General features: G+C 37.8%; 16 protein-coding genes. 9 read left to right on the plus strand and 7 right to left on the minus strand.

Features of this window, described 5'->3' with window-relative positions; translation table 11 throughout:
* The first annotated feature begins 74 nt into the window (after positions 1–74).
* From ACHUFV_RS03430 to narI, 4 genes are read left to right on the plus strand one after another with little or no spacing between them, the layout of a single operon-like run.
* Entirely contained in the window at positions 75–3764 is a 3690-nt protein-coding gene (locus ACHUFV_RS03430) for a nitrate reductase subunit alpha (RefSeq protein WP_394232208.1), read from the plus strand.
* Positions 3754–5319: a nitrate reductase subunit beta gene (narH, locus tag ACHUFV_RS03435; RefSeq protein ID WP_394232209.1), complete on the plus strand. Its 1566-nt coding sequence runs from the start codon at positions 3754–3756 to the stop codon at positions 5317–5319. The genes ACHUFV_RS03430 and narH overlap by 11 nt, the downstream gene beginning before the upstream one ends.
* Positions 5294–5842: a nitrate reductase molybdenum cofactor assembly chaperone gene (gene narJ / locus ACHUFV_RS03440; protein ID WP_394232210.1), complete on the plus strand. Its 549-nt coding sequence runs from the start codon at positions 5294–5296 to the stop codon at positions 5840–5842. Before narH ends, narJ begins: the two co-directional genes overlap by 26 nt.
* 39 nt (positions 5843–5881) lie before the next feature.
* Positions 5882–6586, plus strand: coding sequence for a respiratory nitrate reductase subunit gamma (narI, locus tag ACHUFV_RS03445; protein WP_394233362.1), 705 nt, complete (start codon positions 5882–5884; stop codon positions 6584–6586).
* A 37-nt stretch (positions 6587–6623) separates the two neighbouring features.
* Here narI and ACHUFV_RS03450 read toward each other — a convergent pair whose 3' ends face one another.
* The 4 genes from ACHUFV_RS03450 to ACHUFV_RS03465 all read right to left on the minus strand — a co-directional run bounded on the left by ACHUFV_RS03450 (position 6624) and on the right by ACHUFV_RS03465 (position 9371).
* Positions 6624–7052, minus strand: coding sequence for a hemerythrin domain-containing protein (locus ACHUFV_RS03450; RefSeq protein WP_394232211.1), 429 nt, complete (start codon positions 7050–7052; stop codon positions 6624–6626).
* Between the two features lie 129 nt (positions 7053–7181).
* Positions 7182–8678 carry an MFS transporter gene (locus ACHUFV_RS03455; RefSeq protein ID WP_394232212.1) on the minus strand — a complete coding sequence of 499 codons (1497 nt, stop codon included), beginning with the start codon at positions 8676–8678 and terminating at the stop codon, positions 7182–7184.
* Positions 8679–8860: 182 nt separating this feature from the next.
* Positions 8861–9130, minus strand: coding sequence for a hypothetical protein (locus ACHUFV_RS03460; RefSeq protein WP_394232213.1), 270 nt, complete (start codon positions 9128–9130; stop codon positions 8861–8863).
* A gap of 88 nt (positions 9131–9218) precedes the next feature.
* A complete protein-coding gene (locus ACHUFV_RS03465) occupies positions 9219–9371 on the minus strand; it encodes a hypothetical protein (RefSeq protein WP_394232214.1) in 153 nt (50 codons plus the stop codon).
* A 205-nt stretch (positions 9372–9576) separates the two neighbouring features.
* Here ACHUFV_RS03465 and nagB point away from each other — a divergent pair, with 205 nt between their 5' ends.
* The gene (gene nagB / locus ACHUFV_RS03470; RefSeq protein ID WP_394233364.1) at positions 9577–10308 is read left to right on the plus strand and encodes a glucosamine-6-phosphate deaminase; all 732 of its coding nucleotides are present in this window, start codon (positions 9577–9579) and stop codon (positions 10306–10308) included.
* Between the two features lie 342 nt (positions 10309–10650).
* Here the strand turns inward: nagB and ACHUFV_RS03475 are convergent, their stop codons facing one another.
* Positions 10651–11211, minus strand: a complete 561-nt coding sequence (locus tag ACHUFV_RS03475; RefSeq protein WP_394232215.1) for a ribonuclease H-like YkuK family protein — start codon at positions 11209–11211, stop codon at positions 10651–10653.
* Positions 11212–11677: 466 nt separating this feature from the next.
* On the opposite strand from ACHUFV_RS03475, the gene ltaS reads away from it, so the two are divergent.
* Positions 11678–13630: a lipoteichoic acid synthase gene (gene ltaS / locus ACHUFV_RS03480; RefSeq protein WP_394232216.1), complete on the plus strand. Its 1953-nt coding sequence runs from the start codon at positions 11678–11680 to the stop codon at positions 13628–13630.
* A 97-nt stretch (positions 13631–13727) separates the two neighbouring features.
* On the opposite strand, the gene ACHUFV_RS03485 is transcribed toward ltaS, so the two are convergent.
* Complete coding sequence (locus tag ACHUFV_RS03485; protein WP_394232217.1) at positions 13728–14228, minus strand: MerR family transcriptional regulator; 501 nt, start codon at positions 14226–14228, stop codon at positions 13728–13730.
* Between the two features lie 224 nt (positions 14229–14452).
* Here ACHUFV_RS03485 and ACHUFV_RS03490 point away from each other — a divergent pair, with 224 nt between their 5' ends.
* The gene (locus tag ACHUFV_RS03490; protein ID WP_394232218.1) at positions 14453–15259 is read left to right on the plus strand and encodes an SIR2 family protein; all 807 of its coding nucleotides are present in this window, start codon (positions 14453–14455) and stop codon (positions 15257–15259) included.
* Between the two features lie 218 nt (positions 15260–15477).
* Here ACHUFV_RS03490 and ACHUFV_RS03495 read toward each other — a convergent pair whose 3' ends face one another.
* A complete protein-coding gene (locus ACHUFV_RS03495) occupies positions 15478–15783 on the minus strand; it encodes a phasin family protein (RefSeq protein ID WP_394232219.1) in 306 nt (101 codons plus the stop codon).
* 297 nt (positions 15784–16080) lie between these two features.
* Here ACHUFV_RS03495 and ilvB point away from each other — a divergent pair, with 297 nt between their 5' ends.
* Entirely contained in the window at positions 16081–17766 is a 1686-nt protein-coding gene (ilvB, locus tag ACHUFV_RS03500; protein WP_394232220.1) for a biosynthetic-type acetolactate synthase large subunit, read from the plus strand.
* A 148-nt stretch (positions 17767–17914) separates the two neighbouring features.
* Complete coding sequence (locus ACHUFV_RS03505; protein WP_394232221.1) at positions 17915–19204, plus strand: globin-coupled sensor protein; 1290 nt, start codon at positions 17915–17917, stop codon at positions 19202–19204.
* The last annotated feature ends 67 nt before the right edge of the window (positions 19205–19271 follow it).

Consider the following 19271-nt stretch of genomic DNA (forward strand, 5'->3'; position numbering starts at 1 on the left):
TTTTTACATAATAAATCACAAAGCGTGAAAGATAAGCAAGGATAGGAAAATTCCACCATGAAGGGAGCAAGATGATGCGAAAAAAAATCTCGCCTTTACTGAAAAAGCTGACGTACTTTGGCAAAACGCAGGACTTAGCCGAACACAGTGTTCTTCAGGGAGCAGACCGGGAAATGGAAAAATACTACCGTAATCGGTGGCAGCACGATAAAGTCGTTCGCTCTACACATGGGGTAAATTGTACCGGGTCATGCAGTTGGAAAATCCATGTAAAAGATGGAATCATCACATGGGAAACACAGCAAACAGATTACCCTACAACAGGTCCTGATATGCCGGAATATGAACCGCGCGGATGTCAACGGGGGGCTACATTCTCCTGGTACACATATAGCCCGCTTCGTGTCAGATATCCTTATGTTAGAGGGGATTTGATTCGGATTTGGAAGGAAGCACGAAATAAAATGGATGATCCCGTTCAAGCCTGGAAATCGATCATTGATGATCCGGAGAAGCGAACAGCATATAAGAGTGCAAGAGGAAAGGGCGGATTTGTCCGTTCAACATGGGATGAAGTATATGAGCTCATTTGTGCTCAATTAATTTATACCCTTCAGGAATATGGCCCAGATCGGATAGCCGGCTTTTCGCCGATCCCAGCTATGTCGATGGTCAGTCACGCAAGCGGTTCACGGTTTATCAACCTACTTGGCGGAACGATGCTTAGTTTCTATGATTGGTATGCAGATTTACCACCTTCTTCGCCACAGGTTTGGGGCGAACAAACAGATGTTCCGGAAACATCTGATTGGTTTAACTCCTCTTATTTACTCGTTTGGGGGTCAAACGTACCGCAAACCCGAACACCAGATGCTCATTTCCTTACAGAGGTTCGCTATAAAGGGACAAAGGTAGTCTGTGTAGCACCTGATTATGCAGAATATGTAAAATTTGCTGATCATTGGCTACCGGTACAGGCAGGGATGGATGGCGCACTGGCGATGGGAATGACTCATGTCATTTTAAAGGAATTTTACGTTGAACAGCAAACCCCATTTTTTGAGGAATATGTTAAACAATACACAGACCTTCCATATCTAATAACATTAAAGAAGGACGGGGATCATTTTAATGCTGGTCGTTTCTTGCGTGCCACTGATTTAGGGATGGAGCTGGAATATAAAGATTGGAAAACCATTATTTATGATAAAAAGTCAGGTAAACTCTCTGCACCTAACGGCAGTATCGGCCATCGCTGGGAAAATAAAGGTGAATGGAATCTGGAAATGAAGGATTCTGATAATGGTTTACAGGACTTAGATCCTGCTTTAACCTTACTCGGCATAGAGGATGAAACAGGTATTTTATACTTACCTTATTTTGGTACGGAAAATAATGAAATCCTAAAGCGCGGAGTACCAATTAAAAAGCTCGAGCAGAACGGTGAAACTATCTATGTAACGACGGTATTCGATGTATTAATGGCGCAGGCTGGTGTGAAGCGCGGAGACTTACCCGGCGATTATCCACAGGATTATGATGACCCTAAACCACATACCCCAGCGTGGCAGGAAAGTATTAGCGGCATTGATCGGAAGGTATGTGCTCAAATAGCCCGTGAATTTGCTCAAAATGCCATTGATTCGGGCGGAAGATCCATGATTATTATGGGGGCTGGTATAAACCACTGGTATCATTCAGATGCCATTTATCGTGCCATTCTAAATATGGTTCTCCTTACAGGCTGTGAAGGTGTAAACGGAGGGGGCTGGGCCCATTATGTAGGGCAGGAGAAGGTACGTCCGCTTGAAGGATGGCAGACGATCGCCATGGCTCGTGACTGGGGAGGACCGCCGCGTTTGCAAAATGCCACCTCTTTCTTCTACTTTGTAACAGAGCAGTGGCGGTATGACGATCAGCGGCCTGCCGAACATCTTTCACCATTATATGAAAAGCCGCGTTATAACAATATGGCCGACTATAATGCGTTAGCAGTCAGACTTGGTTGGGTAGCTGCCTATCCTCAGTTTAATGCAAACTCATTAAAACTGTATGACCAGGCAAATGCTCAAAATAATGATGAAGCTGTTAGCTATGTGGTCAATCAGGTTAAAACTGGCGCATTAAAATTTTCTGTTGAGGAACCGAGTCATCCGGTCAATTTCCCACGGACACTCTTTGTTTGGAGAGCTAATTTAATCGGGAGTTCCGCGAAGGGTCATGAATATTTCCTAAAATACATGCTTGGAACACATAATGGTGTACTGGCTGAGCCTTATAAAGATCTTGGATGTACAGAAGTGAATGAAAATATCCCAATTCCTGATGAAGGAAAACTCGATCTCTTAATTGATTTGAATTTTCGTATGTCCGGAACGGGCATGTATTCTGATATTATTCTTCCTGCAGCAACTTGGTATGAAAAATATGATATTAGTTCTTCTGACACACATCCATTTATTCATCCATTTAATCCGGCAATAACACCACCGTGGGAAAGCCGGACAGATTGGACAATTTTCAAAAAATTAGCCCACACCTTCAGTGAAATGGCAAAGCAATATTTTCCAGATCCGGTAAAGGATATTGTCACAAATGCGCTTCTACATGACTCAAGAGATGAAATTTCTCAGAAGTTCGGATTGGTACCAGATTGGAAGCAGGATGGGTCAGATCCTGTCCCTGGGCATAATTTCCCGCGAGTTCTTGTTGTCGAAAGAGATTACACAAAAATATTTGATAAATATGTCGCGCTCGGAACCAACGTGAAAGAAAACATCGGGGCCAAAGGAATAAGCTGGGATGTGAAAGAAGAATATGAGGAATTAAAAGACATATTGGGTACGGCGAAGGATTCTGCTCAATATAGCGATTGTCCTGATTTATCATTTGACAGAAATGTAGCGGAAGCGATCTTAACGTTATCAAGTACAACAAACGGCTCTGTTAATCAAAAAGCATGGGTTGGACTAGAAAATCGTACAAGCCAGAAGCTTAGTCACTTATCACAAGAACGGGCGGAAGAGCATATTTCCTTTGACGAAATTTCTGCACAGCCCAGGAAGGTTATCACTTCGCCGGTTTATAGCGGTATTGAAACAGGTAATAGAAGATATGCACCGTTTGTTATTAACCGAGAATATTTGGTTCCATTTAGAACATTAACGGGAAGACAGCATTTTTATCTAGATCATGAAATGATGTTTGAATACGGGGAAGCCCTGCCTGTCTTTAAAGGTCCGATCAAACGTATGGCTTTTTATGATAAAGATGGGAAGCCTGAGACGAATAAACAGGAAATTCGGCTTCGTTATTTAACCCCGCATTTTAAATGGTCATATCACAGCACATATTTTGATACCTTGCCAATGTTAACGTTATTCCGCGGTGGCACAACGATTTGGCTGAATAATGAGGATGCACAGTCCGTTGGTATTTCGGATAATGACTGGCTTGAAATCTATAATCGCAATGGAGTAACAGTAGCCCGCGCTGTTGTCAGCCACCGGATGCCAAAAGGAATTTCGTATATGTATCATGTTCAAGACCGTTTAATCAATGTACCAGGCTCCACCATTACAAAGGAGAGAGGGGGGACCTTCAATAGTCCGACCTGTCTTACAATGAAACCGACCCATTTAATCGGGGGCTACGCCCAGCTGAGCTATGGATTTAACTATTACGGACCAACTGGTAATCAACGGGATGAGCAGGTGATGATTAGAAAATTAGAACGAAGCGAGGTGGATTGGCTTGAGGATTAAAGCGCAATTCGGCATGGTTATGAATTTGGACAAATGTATCGGCTGCCATACCTGCAGTGTAACTTGTAATAACACATGGACAAACCGCGCTGGTGCAGAGTATATGTGGTGGAACAATGTTGAAACAAAACCTGGAATAGGTTATCCAAAAGAATGGGAAAATCAAGAAACCCACAAGGGCGGTTGGGAGCTGAGAAACGGGAAAATTGAGTTAAAAGCAGGTGGCCGCTTAAATAAGCTCCTTAATATCTTTTATAATCCAAATCTGACAAAGATTGATGATTACTATGAGCCATGGACATATAACTATGAACATTTGATCAACAGTCCAAAAAAGAAGCACCAGCCAGTCGCCCGCCCAAAATCCTTATTAACAGGAGAATTCATGGACTTGGACTGGGGACCAAACTGGGAGGATGACCTTGCGGGTGTCTATGAAACTGGAAAACGGGACCCCAATATGAATAATGTTGATGCCCAGGTAATAAAAGATTTTGATCAAGCATTTATGATGTATTTGCCTCGGATTTGCGAGCATTGCATGAATCCACCCTGTGTATCGTCTTGTCCGTCTGGGGCGATATACAAACGGGATGAAGATGGAATTGTACTCGCGGATCAGGATGCATGCAGGAGCTGGCGTTTTTGTATGAGCGGCTGTCCTTATAAAAAGGTTTATTTCAATTGGAAAACGAATAAGGCCGAGAAATGTACCTTCTGTTTCCCAAGAATAGAAAATGGCCAGCCGACGGTGTGTTCTGAAACATGTGTTGGACGTCTTCGTTATATCGGTATCGTTCTCTATGATGTTGATCGGGTAGCAGAGGCGGCATCTGTTGAAAATGAGCAGGATTTATATGATGCACAGCTGGGGCTTTTCCTTGATCCTAATGACCCGGAAGTCATTAAGCAGGCCAAACGAGACGGTATTCCTGAGGATTGGATTGAAGCAGCACAAGAGTCACCTGTGTATAAGCTAGCTATCGAACACAAAGTAGCGCTGCCGTTACACCCTGAGTACCGTACGATGCCGATGGTTTGGTATGTACCACCACTTTCACCGATTATCAATCAATTTGGCGGAGAAATAGACACAATTGATCCAGCTATTGTTTTTCCAACAATTGATCAATTTAGAATACCGATTCAATACTTAGCAAACCTTATGACCGCCGGTGATACAGATGTCATTAAGCGTGTCCTAAAAAAAATGGTAGCGATGAGAACATTTATGAGAAGCCATAATCTAGGCAAATCCTATGATGAGCAGCTTCTTCAAAATTCCGGTCTAACCCGCGAATCAGCCATTGAGTTGTACGAGCTATCAGCGATAGCAAAATATGATGACCGCTATGTCATCCCGAAATCACATCGTGAAAAGGCTGGAAATATGTATGAAGCACAAGGGTCAACAGGCTATTCATTCAATGAAGGCTGTAATAGCTGCAGCGTGAGCCCGGAGCAGCATGAAGAGGATGAGATTTATGCTTTTAGTGAACGGTATTGGAGTGATCTAGGTGGAACAATGGATGGAAAATTATCAGTTGACTTTTAAGCTATGTTCCATTATGCTTCGCTACCCTGACAAAGAATGGGTCTGTAGTGATGAAATGGATGAATTAATCAGATCAATTGAAGAGGATGAGATAAGAAGCTCGTTCCTCTCCTTTTGGGATTATGTTCGGGCAACGGGTTGGGAGGATCTTGCGGAAAACTATGTGAGATGGTTTGACCTTACCGATAATACGACACTTTATTTAACCTATGGGATTTTTGGTGATAACCGGGAAAGAGGGCCGGCATTTGTAAAATTAAAAATGGAATTTGCGAAGGCAGGCTTTTATATTAAGGAAAATGAATTACCTGACTATTTGCCGCTTATTCTCGACTTTGCTTCAATAGCTGAATTGAAGCACGCGAGAAAGGTCCTTGCTATTCATCTTAAAGCAATCGAAACCTTATCCAAAGAGCTGCATAAGCACAAAAATCCATATGCTTATTTAGTAAATGCAAGCTTAAGGACAATCGAAAACCTATTGCCAAGAAAAGAAAAAAGGATTAACCACAATGTTGGTTAATCCTTGCCGGAGGGAAACCAATTGATTACGTTAACGTTGATGGACGTCTTTTTATGGGTCGTATTCCCGTATTTAACACTTACGGTATTTGTATTAGGGCATATCTATCGGTACAACACCGATCAATTTGGCTGGTCAGCAAAGTCAAGTGAATTCATCCAGAAGGATTCATTACTGAAGTGGGGCAGTATCCTTTTTCATTATGGAATCGTGTTTGTCTTTTTCGGCCATGTAGCAGGTGTATTAATTCCAAAGGGTTTTTATGATGTAATAGGCATTAATGAGCATATGTACCATTTTGGTGCAGTCTGGATTGGCGGATTGGCAGGAGTAGCCACTGTTATTGGGGGATTGCTGCTAACTATCCGCCGCGTTACAAACAAACGTGTTTCTAAGAATAGTTCAAAAAAGGACCTGATTACATTACTTTGGATTGGTGTTGTGGTTGTACTAGGTTTTACAAATACAATTGGTTACACCGCAACAGGAGGAGATTTCGACTACCGAACAGCCATCGGCCCTTGGTTTAGAGGTATCTTAACCTTTAGGCCGATGCCCGAGTTAATGGCAATTTCACCAATTGGATTTAAGCTGCATATTTTTACGGGCTTTATACTATTTGCCCTTTGGCCGTTTACCCGCCTTGTTCATGTTTGGAGTTTACCTTTGGAATATTTAACAAGGAAATATGTTGTTTACCGGAAAATGAATCCACGAAAAGAGGTTCGTGGTGCTGAAAAATAATCATACGTAAAAAAGGAACCGCAGGCGGTTCCTTTTTTTAGTGATTGTCGAATAAATAGCCTTCTTCATGTTGATTATGAATCTTTGCCAGTACATAAATTGCTTTAAAATAGTCGACCATTTCATCAGTAATCGTATCCTTATTCATCAACTGCTTAATTTCATCAATAATTGTGCGAAAGAGATCATGATCCCGTTTTAACATCGTAAGCGGCACAGCTAATTCGGGCTTCTCTTTTATTTTCTCTTCATAAAATTTTTCCTCTTCGGAATCAGCATGGGCTATCAAACGTGTTTCCCAATGCTCAATCAGTACCTCTGCCGTCATCCTGGCATGTTTTTCATGATCCTTTTGCTTTTCAAGCCGTACCTTTAAAAGAAGATTAAGCAAATCTCTTCCTTCTGTTACAACACCATCGTGTATTGATCGATGTGCATCTAATTTATGTAATGAAGGACCTGACATCGTACACTTCCTCCTTTATTAGTAACCTATTTTTTTACGGAGCCTTTTGCTAGAACATTCTTAAGTATGGTCATGAAATAAAACAAGTAAACATGAAATAAGGTACCCATGTGGATACCTCGTTTAGTATTACTTTTGCGGATGTATTTCATTAAACATTCCAACATAATGGATTGGATTATCGTTTTCATCCTTTATCATCGTAATGGTTAATAGCTGAAGATATTCTTTATTATTTTTTTTCCGGTTCCAAATTTCTCCTTGCCAATAACCATTCTTTTTTATTTGCTCCCACATATTTGAATAGAAGGAGGGCTCATGCTTCCCTGATTTTAAAACAGCAGGTGTCTTACCTATGATTTCATCTTCCTCAAATCCTGTAACTGCTTTAAAGGCAGGATTCACCCTTTGGATACTTCCTTTTAAATCTGTGACCATTATTCCTTCAATTGTTCCTTCAATAATTCGATCAGACACTGTAAGCTTATCCTGATAATACAGTCCGATGACAATCACTAAACTGGCAAGGGAAAATTCTGAAAGTGCCATAAATCCAATCGCATAATGACCGGTTAAATCAAACAAGGTCGTAAGAATCAATGGAGGGAAGAAGCCCCCAAGGCCTCCCATCGCGGCAACAATTCCATTTACAATGCCAGCCTGTTTTGAAAAGTATAAAGGAACCAGTTTAAAAACGGTACCATTTCCAACACCTGCACAAAATGCTATCAATATACAGCCAATAGTGTAAATCGTTAAGGAAGGCTTAAATGAAAGAATAAACCCGCCGAAGGTGATACCACTAAATACAATGATTAAGATCATATAGGAATTAATCCTATCTGCCAGTAATCCCCCAATCGGACGCATGATGGTAGCTACAATGATAAATCCAGCTGTACGCATACCTGCATCTACGCTTGTTAATTGAAATTGATTGACAAGAAAGGACGGTAAAAAAACGGTAAATGCAACAAAGGATCCAAAGGTAATAAAATAAAAAAGACAGATAAACCATAGCTTATAGCTTTTATAGACCTCTTTTATTTGCTCGGAAAGAGCAATTTTCACTCGGTTTTCTTTTCGGTCACCAAAAAGGAACGTTAATGCTGCAAATACCAAAAGTAGTATGATATAGAACTGAATAGTTCTACGCCATCCAAATGTATTTGCTAAAACAGGTGCTGAAAAGGAAGTAATGGCTGTACCAATATTTCCTGCACCGTATATACCGTTTACAAACCCTTGCTTTTCTTTTGGGTAATATTTTGGCAGTGCCGTTACACCAACAGAGAATATCGCTCCACTAAGACCTAATGCTAACCCTCCAACAATTAAATCAACGACAGAATCAGCTGCGCTGATATAAAACACCGGCAGAATTAAGAACAAAAGACTGATGAAGAATACCCACCTTGCTCCATATCGATTCGTCCAATATCCTATGGGAACCCTTAATATCGACCCCAATATGACAGGAACAGCTGTTATCATGGCTGACTCACTTGGCGTTATTTCAATATCTACTTTAATAAATGATATAAGTGACGATAATATCACCCAAACCATAAAGCCTAAGACTAAATTTCCAGTTTGTAAAATAAGCTGCGAATTGGCTCGTGCCATCAGTTATGCACCTTCCTAGAATAAAATAAAACATTGTCTCTATTAGGATGAACTAAACCTATCAAAACAAAGTAACCAATATTTTCTATTTTTATAAAAATCTTAGATCATTACGACAATAAAAAAGAAAAGGAATCCCTTATAAATTGGGATCCCTTGATATCTGGTTTAGTCATTTATTATTAACTATAGGATTCAATCGCTTGCTCCAACGCATTAAATGCTTGCCCAAAGGCAGCGGATGAAGATACATCACCAGCACTCTCTAGTGCAACCTTTGAGTTTCTAGCTTGTGTTAAAGCAGTAATAGCATTTTCAATCATCGTACCTTTATCTCCGTATTGATTTAATGCAGATTGAAGCTGCACGATACAATGGTCTAAATCACACGATTCAGGATGATCATACGCTTGTTCTAATTGCTCTTTTACTTGCTGTAGAATTTCTTTCATTCAGATCCCCCGTTTACGTAAAAATTAAACACAAAATGTAGTTTGACCAAGTTTTAGGCTTATATTCATCATTTTAATTGAATTCACTTTACCTATACTCGCGTCCTTGATACATCAGAGCTAATCGTCTTCTTGTAGCACCGCTAAAGTCAACACCATGCTTGTTTTTCAAACGTTCTCTGATTGGATTATGCTCAGGCAAACTCGGCATTTGCTCAGAATTCTGTTGGTTTTTAGGCATATGAATTCCTCCTTTCATTATAGTATGACCTTGTTTATCTAACATTTGGAATGATCAAGTATATATTTTTAAAATGTCCAACCAATCTTAGGTCTTGTACGAATAATTTATTACTAACAGTAACATTTAAAAGCTAAACAGGTATGATCCGGAGTTGAATGAAAAGGGGAGGACAAACTAATGATAAAAAGGAGAAATATTCATGATGAAAATCATTAAAGCCGAGAATTATGATGAAATGAGTGTTTTTGCTGCTCAGTACATTATGAAAAGAATGAATTCTAAAGCAATACGAACATTAGGACTTGCAACTGGCAGTACACCTAAAGGAGTCTATGCACAACTTATTAATCATTTTCAAAGTAACCAACTAACCTTTCAACATATCTCAACATTCAATCTTGATGAATACGTCGGTCTACATCCATCTGATTTCAACAGCTATCATTACTATATGATGTCACACTTATTCGATGCTATTGATATCCCAAAATCCCAAACACATCTTCCTAATGGAATGGCCAAAGATTTAACTAAGGAATGTGAGCATTATGAAAAGCAAATTGATAATCTTGGGGGTATTGATATTCAGCTTCTTGGGATTGGACATAATGGGCATATTGGATTTAATGAACCAGGTAGTTCTTTCAATAGCCGTACTCGAATTATCAAACTTACAGACAGTACGAGGAGTTCTAACGCAAAATTCTTTCCGTCAATTGATGAAGTACCAACACATGCTATTACGATGGGAATCGCTACTATATTGGAATGCAAGGAAATCGTACTACTTGCTTCAGGAACGTCTAAAGCAAGTGTCATGGAGAAGCTGATTAATGGAAAACCAAGTGAACAGCTTCCTGCATCAGCACTTAAACTTCATCAGCATGTGACAATTATTGCCGATCGTGATGCATTAGCACTAGTAAATGAATGAGGAGAAGTAGAAAGTGATTGGAAGATACCACGAATAAATAGCCCCAAAAAGAAACTAACTGAGGAAATTCCGAATCCCGTATCGATTTGGAAACAAACGAGTTCCTTCTATATAATTAGTTCCCTTATCGATATGCTGTTCACATGAAGACACCTTTTGATAGGATATCCATCATGTTGTAATTATATTCTTTTGGAGAAGTAGGGGGAATTGTATTTTCCGCTGCTTATGATTTAAATCTGAAATTTAAGAGGGGAGAAGCCTGTCCTGCTTATCAATTCCCCACAAATTGGGGAAGAGGCCCTAGGCGGATCATAAAGAGAAGACTAAATGAAAAAACGATTATTTTGTAAAGCGATTCGCATAGCAAGAAGCAACAAAGGAATTTGGTTTAATTTTAGGTTTTATCCCCATTGATTCAATTCTTGTGACCATTTCTTCTACAAATATTTTTGTCTTATTCCTATTTCCAGCACCAATATCCAGATGACCCTCCATCGTAAAAGAAGCACCTCGGTAGATATTAGGAAGGACGATATCGATCATCTGATTTTTTCTATCTTCCGTAAACATCGACACAATTTCTTCGGTCAAGGTGGTTTCCTTTGATATTCGTTCATGGAGCATTTTCATTCTCCTCGGAATCACAACCTTTCGAATGCAAGCCCATGCACCCTTGCCATCGTTTAGGATGACTATCCCTGTAATAAACCTTGTATATTTATCATGCACCTGCGAGTCAGTACCGATCATTAAACGGAAATTGCCGCTCGTATCCAAATTCATAAATTTTATGATTCTATTGAATGCTTGTTCAAAGGTCATACTGTTTTCTTGTGAATTTTGAAAAAGATAATGGCACCCATAATTAGATTTCATCCTATCACCTTTCTTATCACTCATTTTTTACGCTTCGTTAAAGCACATATAAGACACAGCAACTGATTAGATCTGCTACATTTATATCTATGCAGCCTTGACCCTTATACATGATATTTTTTAATAAAGATTTGTATTAGAAACGGGAAAAGATAAATGGGGAACCCTTGTTATGCTGAATAAATACTTAGAATATACATGATAGACAATCGTCGAAATTGATGTCATTTTTTGAAGTCATACCATGGTGATAGGAGGAAATATACTTGACTAAAAAAAGTGTTTTGTTTACTATGAACTTGACATTTTTGCGTCATAAAGTATAATGATAATCATTCTGCTCGTGGAAATTTGCATAGAGGCAAATTTGCATCTAGACGTATAAAAATTTTTTTCTTGATATGAAATAATAGAATGTTAGATTTGATTATTTTTTAACTAAAATATACGAAGTTCGTGTATAATAGTTTGTTAGAAAGTAGGTGTAACAATGAATAAAGGATTCCTAAGGGGGACAAGTATTCTAAATAAGTATATCGGCTTTTTCTTTATGACAGTATTGTTCCTTTGGATCAAAACATACCTTATTCAACTAACACAATTTGATTTAGGAATTGAAAATGGGATTCAAAAGTTTTTATTGTTCTTAAATCCACTGGGTTCAGCTTTATTGTTTTTAAGCTTTGCTTCCCTTTTTAAAGGTCGTAGAAAGTATATTTGGTTAATGATTATCCATTTCCTAATGACATTTCTAGTCTATGCCAACGTCTTGTATTATCGCTTTTTTAATGACTTTATTACATTGCCAACTATCTTTCAAACACAAAATTTCGGTGATGTAAGCAGCAGTGTAACTTCACTATTGAGACCATACGATATATTGTTCTTTGTTGATAATATCTTGTTAATTGGTTTACTTGTTTTTAAAATGGCTAAAATCGAAATGAAAAACTTTGGTCGACGCAAAGTAGCAGCAATTATTTCCCTAGCTTTAGGTATTTCATGCCTAAATTTAGCATTAGCTGAAGCAGATCGACCACAACTTTTAACTCGAGGCTTTGACCGAAATTATATTGTTAAGTATTTAGGAATGTACAATTATACTGCCTATGACGCAGTGCAAAGTACCAAGGCTTCTGCACAACGAGTTACAGCTGACAGTAGTGATATTACAGAAGTAATTAACTTTACACAATCTAATTATGCTGAACCAAATCCAGCAACATTCGGTATCGGTAAAGGAATGAATGTTATTTTCTTCCACCTAGAGTCCATGCAGAACTTTTTAATTAATTACAAATTAAATGGGGAAGAGGTAACACCGTTTTTAAACTCATTAACAAATGACCCAAACACTATGTATTTTGATAACTTTTTCCATCAAACAGCACAAGGAAAAACAGCGGATGCTGAATTTTTGATTGAGAATTCATTATATGGATTACCGCAGGGTTCTGCCTTTACAACAAAAGGGTTAAACACATACCAGGCTACGCCAGCTATTTTAGGCCAACAGGGCTATACTTCTGCCGTATTCCATCCAAACTCAGGTACGTTCTGGAATCGTAATGAGATTTATAAGTCGTTTGGTTATACGAAATTTTTTGACTCAAGTTATTATGAAATGAAAGAAGAAGATCTTGCAGATTATGGTCTAATGGATAAGCCATTCTTTGCTGAAACAATTCCACTATTGGAAACATTACAGCAGCCATTCATGGCTAAATTTATCACAGTATCAAACCATTACCCATATCCAATTAAAGAGGAGCTGGCAACAATTGCTCCACATACAACAGGTGATAAATCTGTTGACTCATATTTCCAGACTGCACGTTATGCAGATGAAGCATTACAGGAGTTCTTCACATACCTAAAGGAATCTGGTTTATATGACAATTCCATTATCATCATGTATGGAGATCATTATGGAATTTCTGAAAACCATAATAAAGCGATGGAGCAGGTATTAGGTAAAGAGATTAATTCTTTTGAAAGCACTGGCTTACAACGTGTACCATTCTTTATTCGTGTGCCAGGAATGCAGGGTGGAATCAACCATGAGTACAGTGGTCAAATTGATATTATGCCAACACTTCTACACTTACTTGGTATTGATACAAAGGATTATGTACAACTAGGTACAGACATTCTATCTGAAGATCACGATGAACTGATTCCTTTCCGTAACGGAGAGTTTGTAAGTCCAACCATTACTTCAATTGATGATAAGTTTTATGATTCAACAACAGGATTAGAAATTGATGAAAGTCGAATGGAAGAGGCAAAACAAAATCAGGAAATTGTTCGTCATAAATTAGCACTATCAGATAAAGTGGTTAACGGTGATTTATTGCGATTCTATAAACCAGAATCCTTTACCCCGGTTGATCGTTCTAAATATGATTATACAAAACCAGATGATGAATCTGATAAAGAATAAGTAAAGAAATAATAAAGTTTGAAGGAGGCTGCCAGTCAGGCAGTCTCTTTTTTTATAGTAACAAAAAAAATCAGCACCATTTAGATGTGCTGATTTTTCAACTCCCAAAAATTAAATTAAAAAAGCTTTTCTTTTTTCGAGGCTTCTGATCATCGCTTTCACTGCTCGCAGCAATTTCAATTTTTTCTTTTACTACATTCTCAAGTGAAGTAATCCGCTCAGTTAACTGGGCAATTTGTTCTTGAAGCTCTTCCATTTCACGACGATGCTGAAGTATCTGATAGGACACTACATCATCGGCCTTCTGATCAAGGCTTTTCTCTAGGTTCTTAACTCTTTGTGCTAATTCACCTATATCTTCATCTTCTTGTGTTTGTTTTACGATTCCCGTACGCTTCGGTAGCTGAATGGAAATATCCTGTAAAAGTACACCTTCCTGCAACTGTTGTTTCACTTGTTTTAATATCTCTATATCCTCTTCAGAAAAGATAAAATGGCCTAGCTCATTTCTTTTCATCTCTAAATTTAATTGTTTTACCCATCTTTGCACAGTACTGGTCGAGATTCCTAACAAATGAGCAACGGCTTTTGTATTCAATAAAAATCCCTCCTTTATCTACTATTTCTCCTTTCTTTCATACATTCCTTCAAGGGTGACAAAACAAGAAGGAATTCGTCAATAAAAACATTAGAACCAGCGTTTGTCGATTGAATAATGCCCCTTAATATTACCTGATGTTTAATTGAAAAGGTCTTTCACGAAAATAAGAATCATAGGATGTAATAGTCATTCACATATTCATAATGTAAGGGAGGGATCCTATGATACAGGAATTAGCCAATTCCATTAAGAATAAAAACGTTATCCTATTTGTTGGATCTGGTGTTCCAAAAAATTTAGGATTACCCGTCTATTCTGAATTGATCAACCAAATGGCTGAAAATTTAGGCTTTGAGCCGGTACAATTTAACTCCTGGGGAAATGGTGATTTTTTGATCATGGCTGAATATTACTATAATCAAAAAGGAACACTAGGAGCCTTAAGAAGCTGGATGGACCGGTTATGGCATCATTCAAATATTGATATTGGGAAATCGGAAATATATAAGCTGATTATTGAGTTGGATTTTCCAGTGATTTACACAACCAACTTTGACCGTTGGCTGGAAAATGCATATGAATTTTATAAAAAAGAATATATTAAAATCACGAATGTAGCTGATATTGCTAGAATCAAAATGAACAAAACCCAAATTATTAAATTTCATGGTGACTTTGATGACGACTCATCACTTGTTCTTACGGAATCAAGTTTTTTTAAGCGACTTGATTTTGAATCACCCTTAGATCTCAAATTACGTTCAGATTCACTTGAAAAATCCATATTATTTATTGGCTATAGTTTGTCAGATATCAATATTCGATACATGTTATACAAACTTCATAAACAATGGAAAGAATCCAACTATGAACACATACGGCCAAAATCTTATATTTTATTAGTTGAGCCGAATCCTATCAAAGAAAGTATATTAAAGGACAGGGGAATTATTCCAATTGTAGCAGCAAAGGAAGAACCTGGAACGGCACTTATGAACTTCCTTAAGAATATAAAAGACCGAATATAGCCCCCTAAGGTTACTCTTACACTTCTTAAATTTTCCACTAAACCGATCATAAATGACCATATATAGAACGTATTAGCGTTTTCATAATACAAGAGCATTTCTTTTTATCTTACCAGGATTTTTTTCTAATTAATACAATTATTATGAAAATTGTGTAGATATATCTTTATTCTAATAAAAACCCCCTTTGCTAGGCAAAGGGGGAGAATTTTAGGTAATTAGTTTTCTTCCTTACTTACATTTTTGTTTTCAAGCGCCTGAATTCGTCGCTCCAATTCGTGAAATTCATCTTTTGTGACAAGATTTAAATTCATTAAAGCCTGATTGACTCTTGTTTTTACAATATCATCTAATTCCTGTTTAGCCTGTTCGCCTTTTTCAACCCATTGCTGGATAAGTTCTTTTGATTCATTTCTGTTTACTTCGCCTTTTTGCACAAGCGTATCAACCATTTTTTCAATTTGTTCTTTTGTTACAACTGCAGCACCTAAACCGAGTGTAAAAACCTGTTTGAAAAGATCCATTTTTATAAATACCTCCAGTTGTTTAATATAATCATTTTATGGATATCGGTTATCACCATCACCACAAACTTGATACTCTTATCATACACTATTTGTCAAAAATTGCGTAATATATATACAAGATATACATAAGGACATTGAATTCAGAAAAAAACGAAATATTAGTAAATTTTACTTTTTTCGTTTAAAAAATCAAAATACATGGTTAATTTGAATATTTGTGATGATCATCACTTACAAATCCTCGATAGTCTAGTAACTTTTAGAAAAAGAAAGGTGAATGTGATGATCAAAACAATGGAAAAAGTTATCCCAACCGAATTAAATACAATGGATTTAGTTCATGAATCTTTTATGAGAGAAAAAGTTGAAGTCATTTTCTCCTCCTGTGATTCGATCTTGTCTCCCTTTTATTCATACCTCCAACAGGAACACAGGATTCAAACGGTATTCATGAAACACGAACAGGCCATTGTCCATGCTGCAGATGGCTATGCAAGGGCAACCGGAAATATTGGATTAGCCGTCATTCCTGCAGGAAGCGGTATTACCAATGCAATTACTGGTATTGCAACCGCACAAATGGATTCAGTCCCGCTCGTTATTCTTACCATTCAACCCGCTAAAAAGCTATGCGACGATTCTCAGATTGTCGATACATTCGGTATGACATTACCAATTGTAAAGTATCATTTTCATGTAAATGATATAAATGAATTTCAAGATATTATCAAAAAGGCATTTACGATTGCCGGTGAAGGACGTCCCGGGCCCGTCCTAATTGAAATGCAGGAAGAATTATTAATGAAGATTGTCCCTTACTCAAGAGAATATTTTACAGAAAAAAAAGATACCAATTTACCAAGAACATTTTCTACTAAACTAGTGGAACAGATAAAAAACGAGGTCATGAGCGCCCAGAAACCCGTCCTGTTTATCGGCGGCGGGGTTAGTATTTCCGGCGCAGATAAATTAGTTCAGGAATTAGCAGAAAAAGCGAACATTCCTGTTGTCAGTACAATGATGGGATTAGGATCATTCCCAGGTACCCATCCGCTATTTTTAGGTATGGTCGGGATGCACGGAACATTTGCAGCAAATAGAGCTGTACATCGATGTGACCTGCTGATTTGTCTAGGTTTACGATTCAGCGATCGCGTTACTGGCAAAATCAGTGGTTTTTCACCTAGATCGCGTAAAATACAAGTGGACATTGACAGTGCGGAAATTAACAAGATTATAAAAGTCGATATTCCCATTGTCGGTGATATAAAGGAATTTTTACAACAAATTAATCCATTCGTTGTACCAGGAAATACTGAAGACTGGGTAAATGAAGTCTCTTCATGGCAAAAAAAGGTCCCGCGCTATTCAGATTCTGATTCCAAAGGTAACTTAAAACCACAGCAAGTGATTGAATTGCTAGATTATTATTCTAACAGCAATGCTGTTGTCGCAACGGATGTCGGTCAGCACCAAATATGGACTTCCCATTATTATCAATTTCACAAGCCACGGACTTTTATTACTTCAGGTGGCTTAGGAACGATGGGCTATGGGTTGCCTGCTGCTATTGGAGCCGCACTGGCAAATACGGGAAAAGAAGTCATCCTTGTTAGTGGTGACGGAAGTTTTCAAATGAATTTTCAGGAATTATTAACAGTTGCTCAATATCAGCTTCCAATCAAGATTGCCATTCTTAAAAACAGTTATTTAGGCATGGTCCGTCAATGGCAGGAAATGTTTTATCATGGCCGCTACTCATCCGTGAAGATGTCTTCACCCAACTTTACAGCACTTGCTGCAGCCTATGGTATAGATGGGGCAGCAGCAACTAGTCTTCAAGAGGCAGCCAACATTATTCAAAAGGCTTTTCAGCATAACAAGCCTTTTTTAATGGTATTCGATATTACAGAAGAAGAAAATGTATTTCCGATTGTTCCCCCAGGTGGAAATAATACTGAAGCATTATATAAAAAATGAACTTAGAAAAAGAGCTTGGAATCCAAGCTCTTTTTCTATATAAAAATAGCATTTCACTATTTCAATATTTAAAATAGACTAAAAAATTTTATTTTATGGTATTATTAACCTAGTTAAAAAAGGGGACTATTTTAGGAGGAGAATTTTTTTGTTTTTTAAAAGATCACAGGCAAAAGATAAAACAGACTTTACAAAGGGGAAAGCTGAACTTGAAATAAACCTTAGTCATGACATTGCAAGACAAATAAAAATGATTGCACTAACAAAAGATGACTTGCGGATTATTAACACATTGCAGCCGTATGTCTTGGAAAATATTGAACATATTGTAGATCAATTTTACCATAACTTGGAAAATCAACCATTATTATTCAACATAATAAAAAACAATAGTACAATTGATCGACTTAAACACACGCTTAAAAGACATATATCTGAAATGTTTGATGGAATTATTGACCAGGCCTATTTTGAAAAACGGATTCGTATTGCCCACGTCCATGTAGGAATAGGCCTGCAAACCAAATGGTATATGTGTGCATTTCAGGATTTATTCCTTTCATTAACCAGCATTATTGAAGAACATATCCCAAACCGGGATGATTCCTTTTTAGCCATGAAGGCTGTTTCTAAACTGTTAAATCTTGAACAGCAGATTGTGCTTGAAGCCTATGATGCCGAAACAGATCGATTAAGAAAAGCGATTGAAGATGAAAAAGACGAGATTAGGGAAAATGTCATTTCATCATCACAAAACCTAGCGGCTATCTCTGAAGAAACAAATGCTACATTACAGCAATTAAATATACAGACACAAGAAATTATTATTCTCGCCAATACTGGAACAGAGTTATCAAAGTTAGCAGAAGAACGTGCCTATACAGGTAAAAAACAACTCGGCAAACAAAGTAATAATATGTCCAATATCACTAGTTCAGTGGATGATATATCCCAAGATGTTCAAACCTTGCTTAGCATATCGAATCAAATGCAAGATATCATTAATATTGTGACAAGTGTAGCAGATCAAACCAATTTATTATCGATAAATGCAGCCATTGAAGCGGCAAGAGCGGGTGAACACGGGCGAGGATTTGCGGTGGTTTCTGATGAAGTACGAAAGCTGTCAGAGGAAACAAAGAATTCTGTGACAAGTGTATCCAATTTAATTACAAACACAAATTCCGAAGTAGAAAAATTAACACAATCACTAGAAAGAATCAGAGAGGCTGTTAAAGAAGGAAATCAGGGTATGGAAGAAACCGAGGATTATTTTGAACAAATCTTATCGACCCTTGATGAAACTAAGCTAAAACACAACCAAATAAGTCATGAAATTGTCTCATTTGCCAACTCGGTAAATGAAATGGGGAAGGCATTTGAGGAAGTGGCCGTTTCTGCCGACAGCCTTACAATGATCGCACAGAAAATGAATTGAGTTAAATAAATAAGGATATAAAGGAGTAGTAATTTTTATAAGGAACCAGTCTGGTTCCTTTTTTCAA

Origin of the sequence: Niallia oryzisoli (genome assembly GCF_043641075.1) — a bacterium.
Lineage (GTDB): Bacteria > Bacillota > Bacilli > Bacillales > Cytobacillaceae > Bacillus_BD > Bacillus_BD oryzisoli_A.

Excerpts from the sequence above, each read along its gene's own strand:
- ACHUFV_RS03430 (WP_394232208.1), top strand. The coding sequence starts at position 75 with ATGCGAAAAAAAATCTCGCCTTTACTGAAAAAGCTGACGTACTTTGGC.
- narJ (WP_394232210.1), top strand. The coding sequence starts at position 5,294 with ATGGAAAATTATCAGTTGACTTTTAAGCTATGTTCCATTATGCTTCGC.
- narI (WP_394233362.1), top strand. The coding sequence starts at position 5,882 with ATGGACGTCTTTTTATGGGTCGTATTCCCGTATTTAACACTTACGGTA.
- ACHUFV_RS03450 (WP_394232211.1), bottom strand. The coding sequence starts at position 7,052 with ATGTCAGGTCCTTCATTACATAAATTAGATGCACATCGATCAATACAC.
- ACHUFV_RS03455 (WP_394232212.1), bottom strand. The coding sequence starts at position 8,678 with ATGGCACGAGCCAATTCGCAGCTTATTTTACAAACTGGAAATTTAGTC.
- ACHUFV_RS03460 (WP_394232213.1), bottom strand. The coding sequence starts at position 9,130 with ATGAAAGAAATTCTACAGCAAGTAAAAGAGCAATTAGAACAAGCGTAT.
- ACHUFV_RS03465 (WP_394232214.1), bottom strand. The coding sequence starts at position 9,371 with ATGCCTAAAAACCAACAGAATTCTGAGCAAATGCCGAGTTTGCCTGAG.
- nagB (WP_394233364.1), top strand. The coding sequence starts at position 9,577 with ATGAAAATCATTAAAGCCGAGAATTATGATGAAATGAGTGTTTTTGCT.
- ACHUFV_RS03475 (WP_394232215.1), bottom strand. The coding sequence starts at position 11,211 with ATGAGTGATAAGAAAGGTGATAGGATGAAATCTAATTATGGGTGCCAT.
- ltaS (WP_394232216.1), top strand. The coding sequence starts at position 11,678 with ATGAATAAAGGATTCCTAAGGGGGACAAGTATTCTAAATAAGTATATC.
- ACHUFV_RS03490 (WP_394232218.1), top strand. The coding sequence starts at position 14,453 with ATGATACAGGAATTAGCCAATTCCATTAAGAATAAAAACGTTATCCTA.
- ACHUFV_RS03495 (WP_394232219.1), bottom strand. The coding sequence starts at position 15,783 with ATGGATCTTTTCAAACAGGTTTTTACACTCGGTTTAGGTGCTGCAGTT.
- ilvB (WP_394232220.1), top strand. The coding sequence starts at position 16,081 with ATGGAAAAAGTTATCCCAACCGAATTAAATACAATGGATTTAGTTCAT.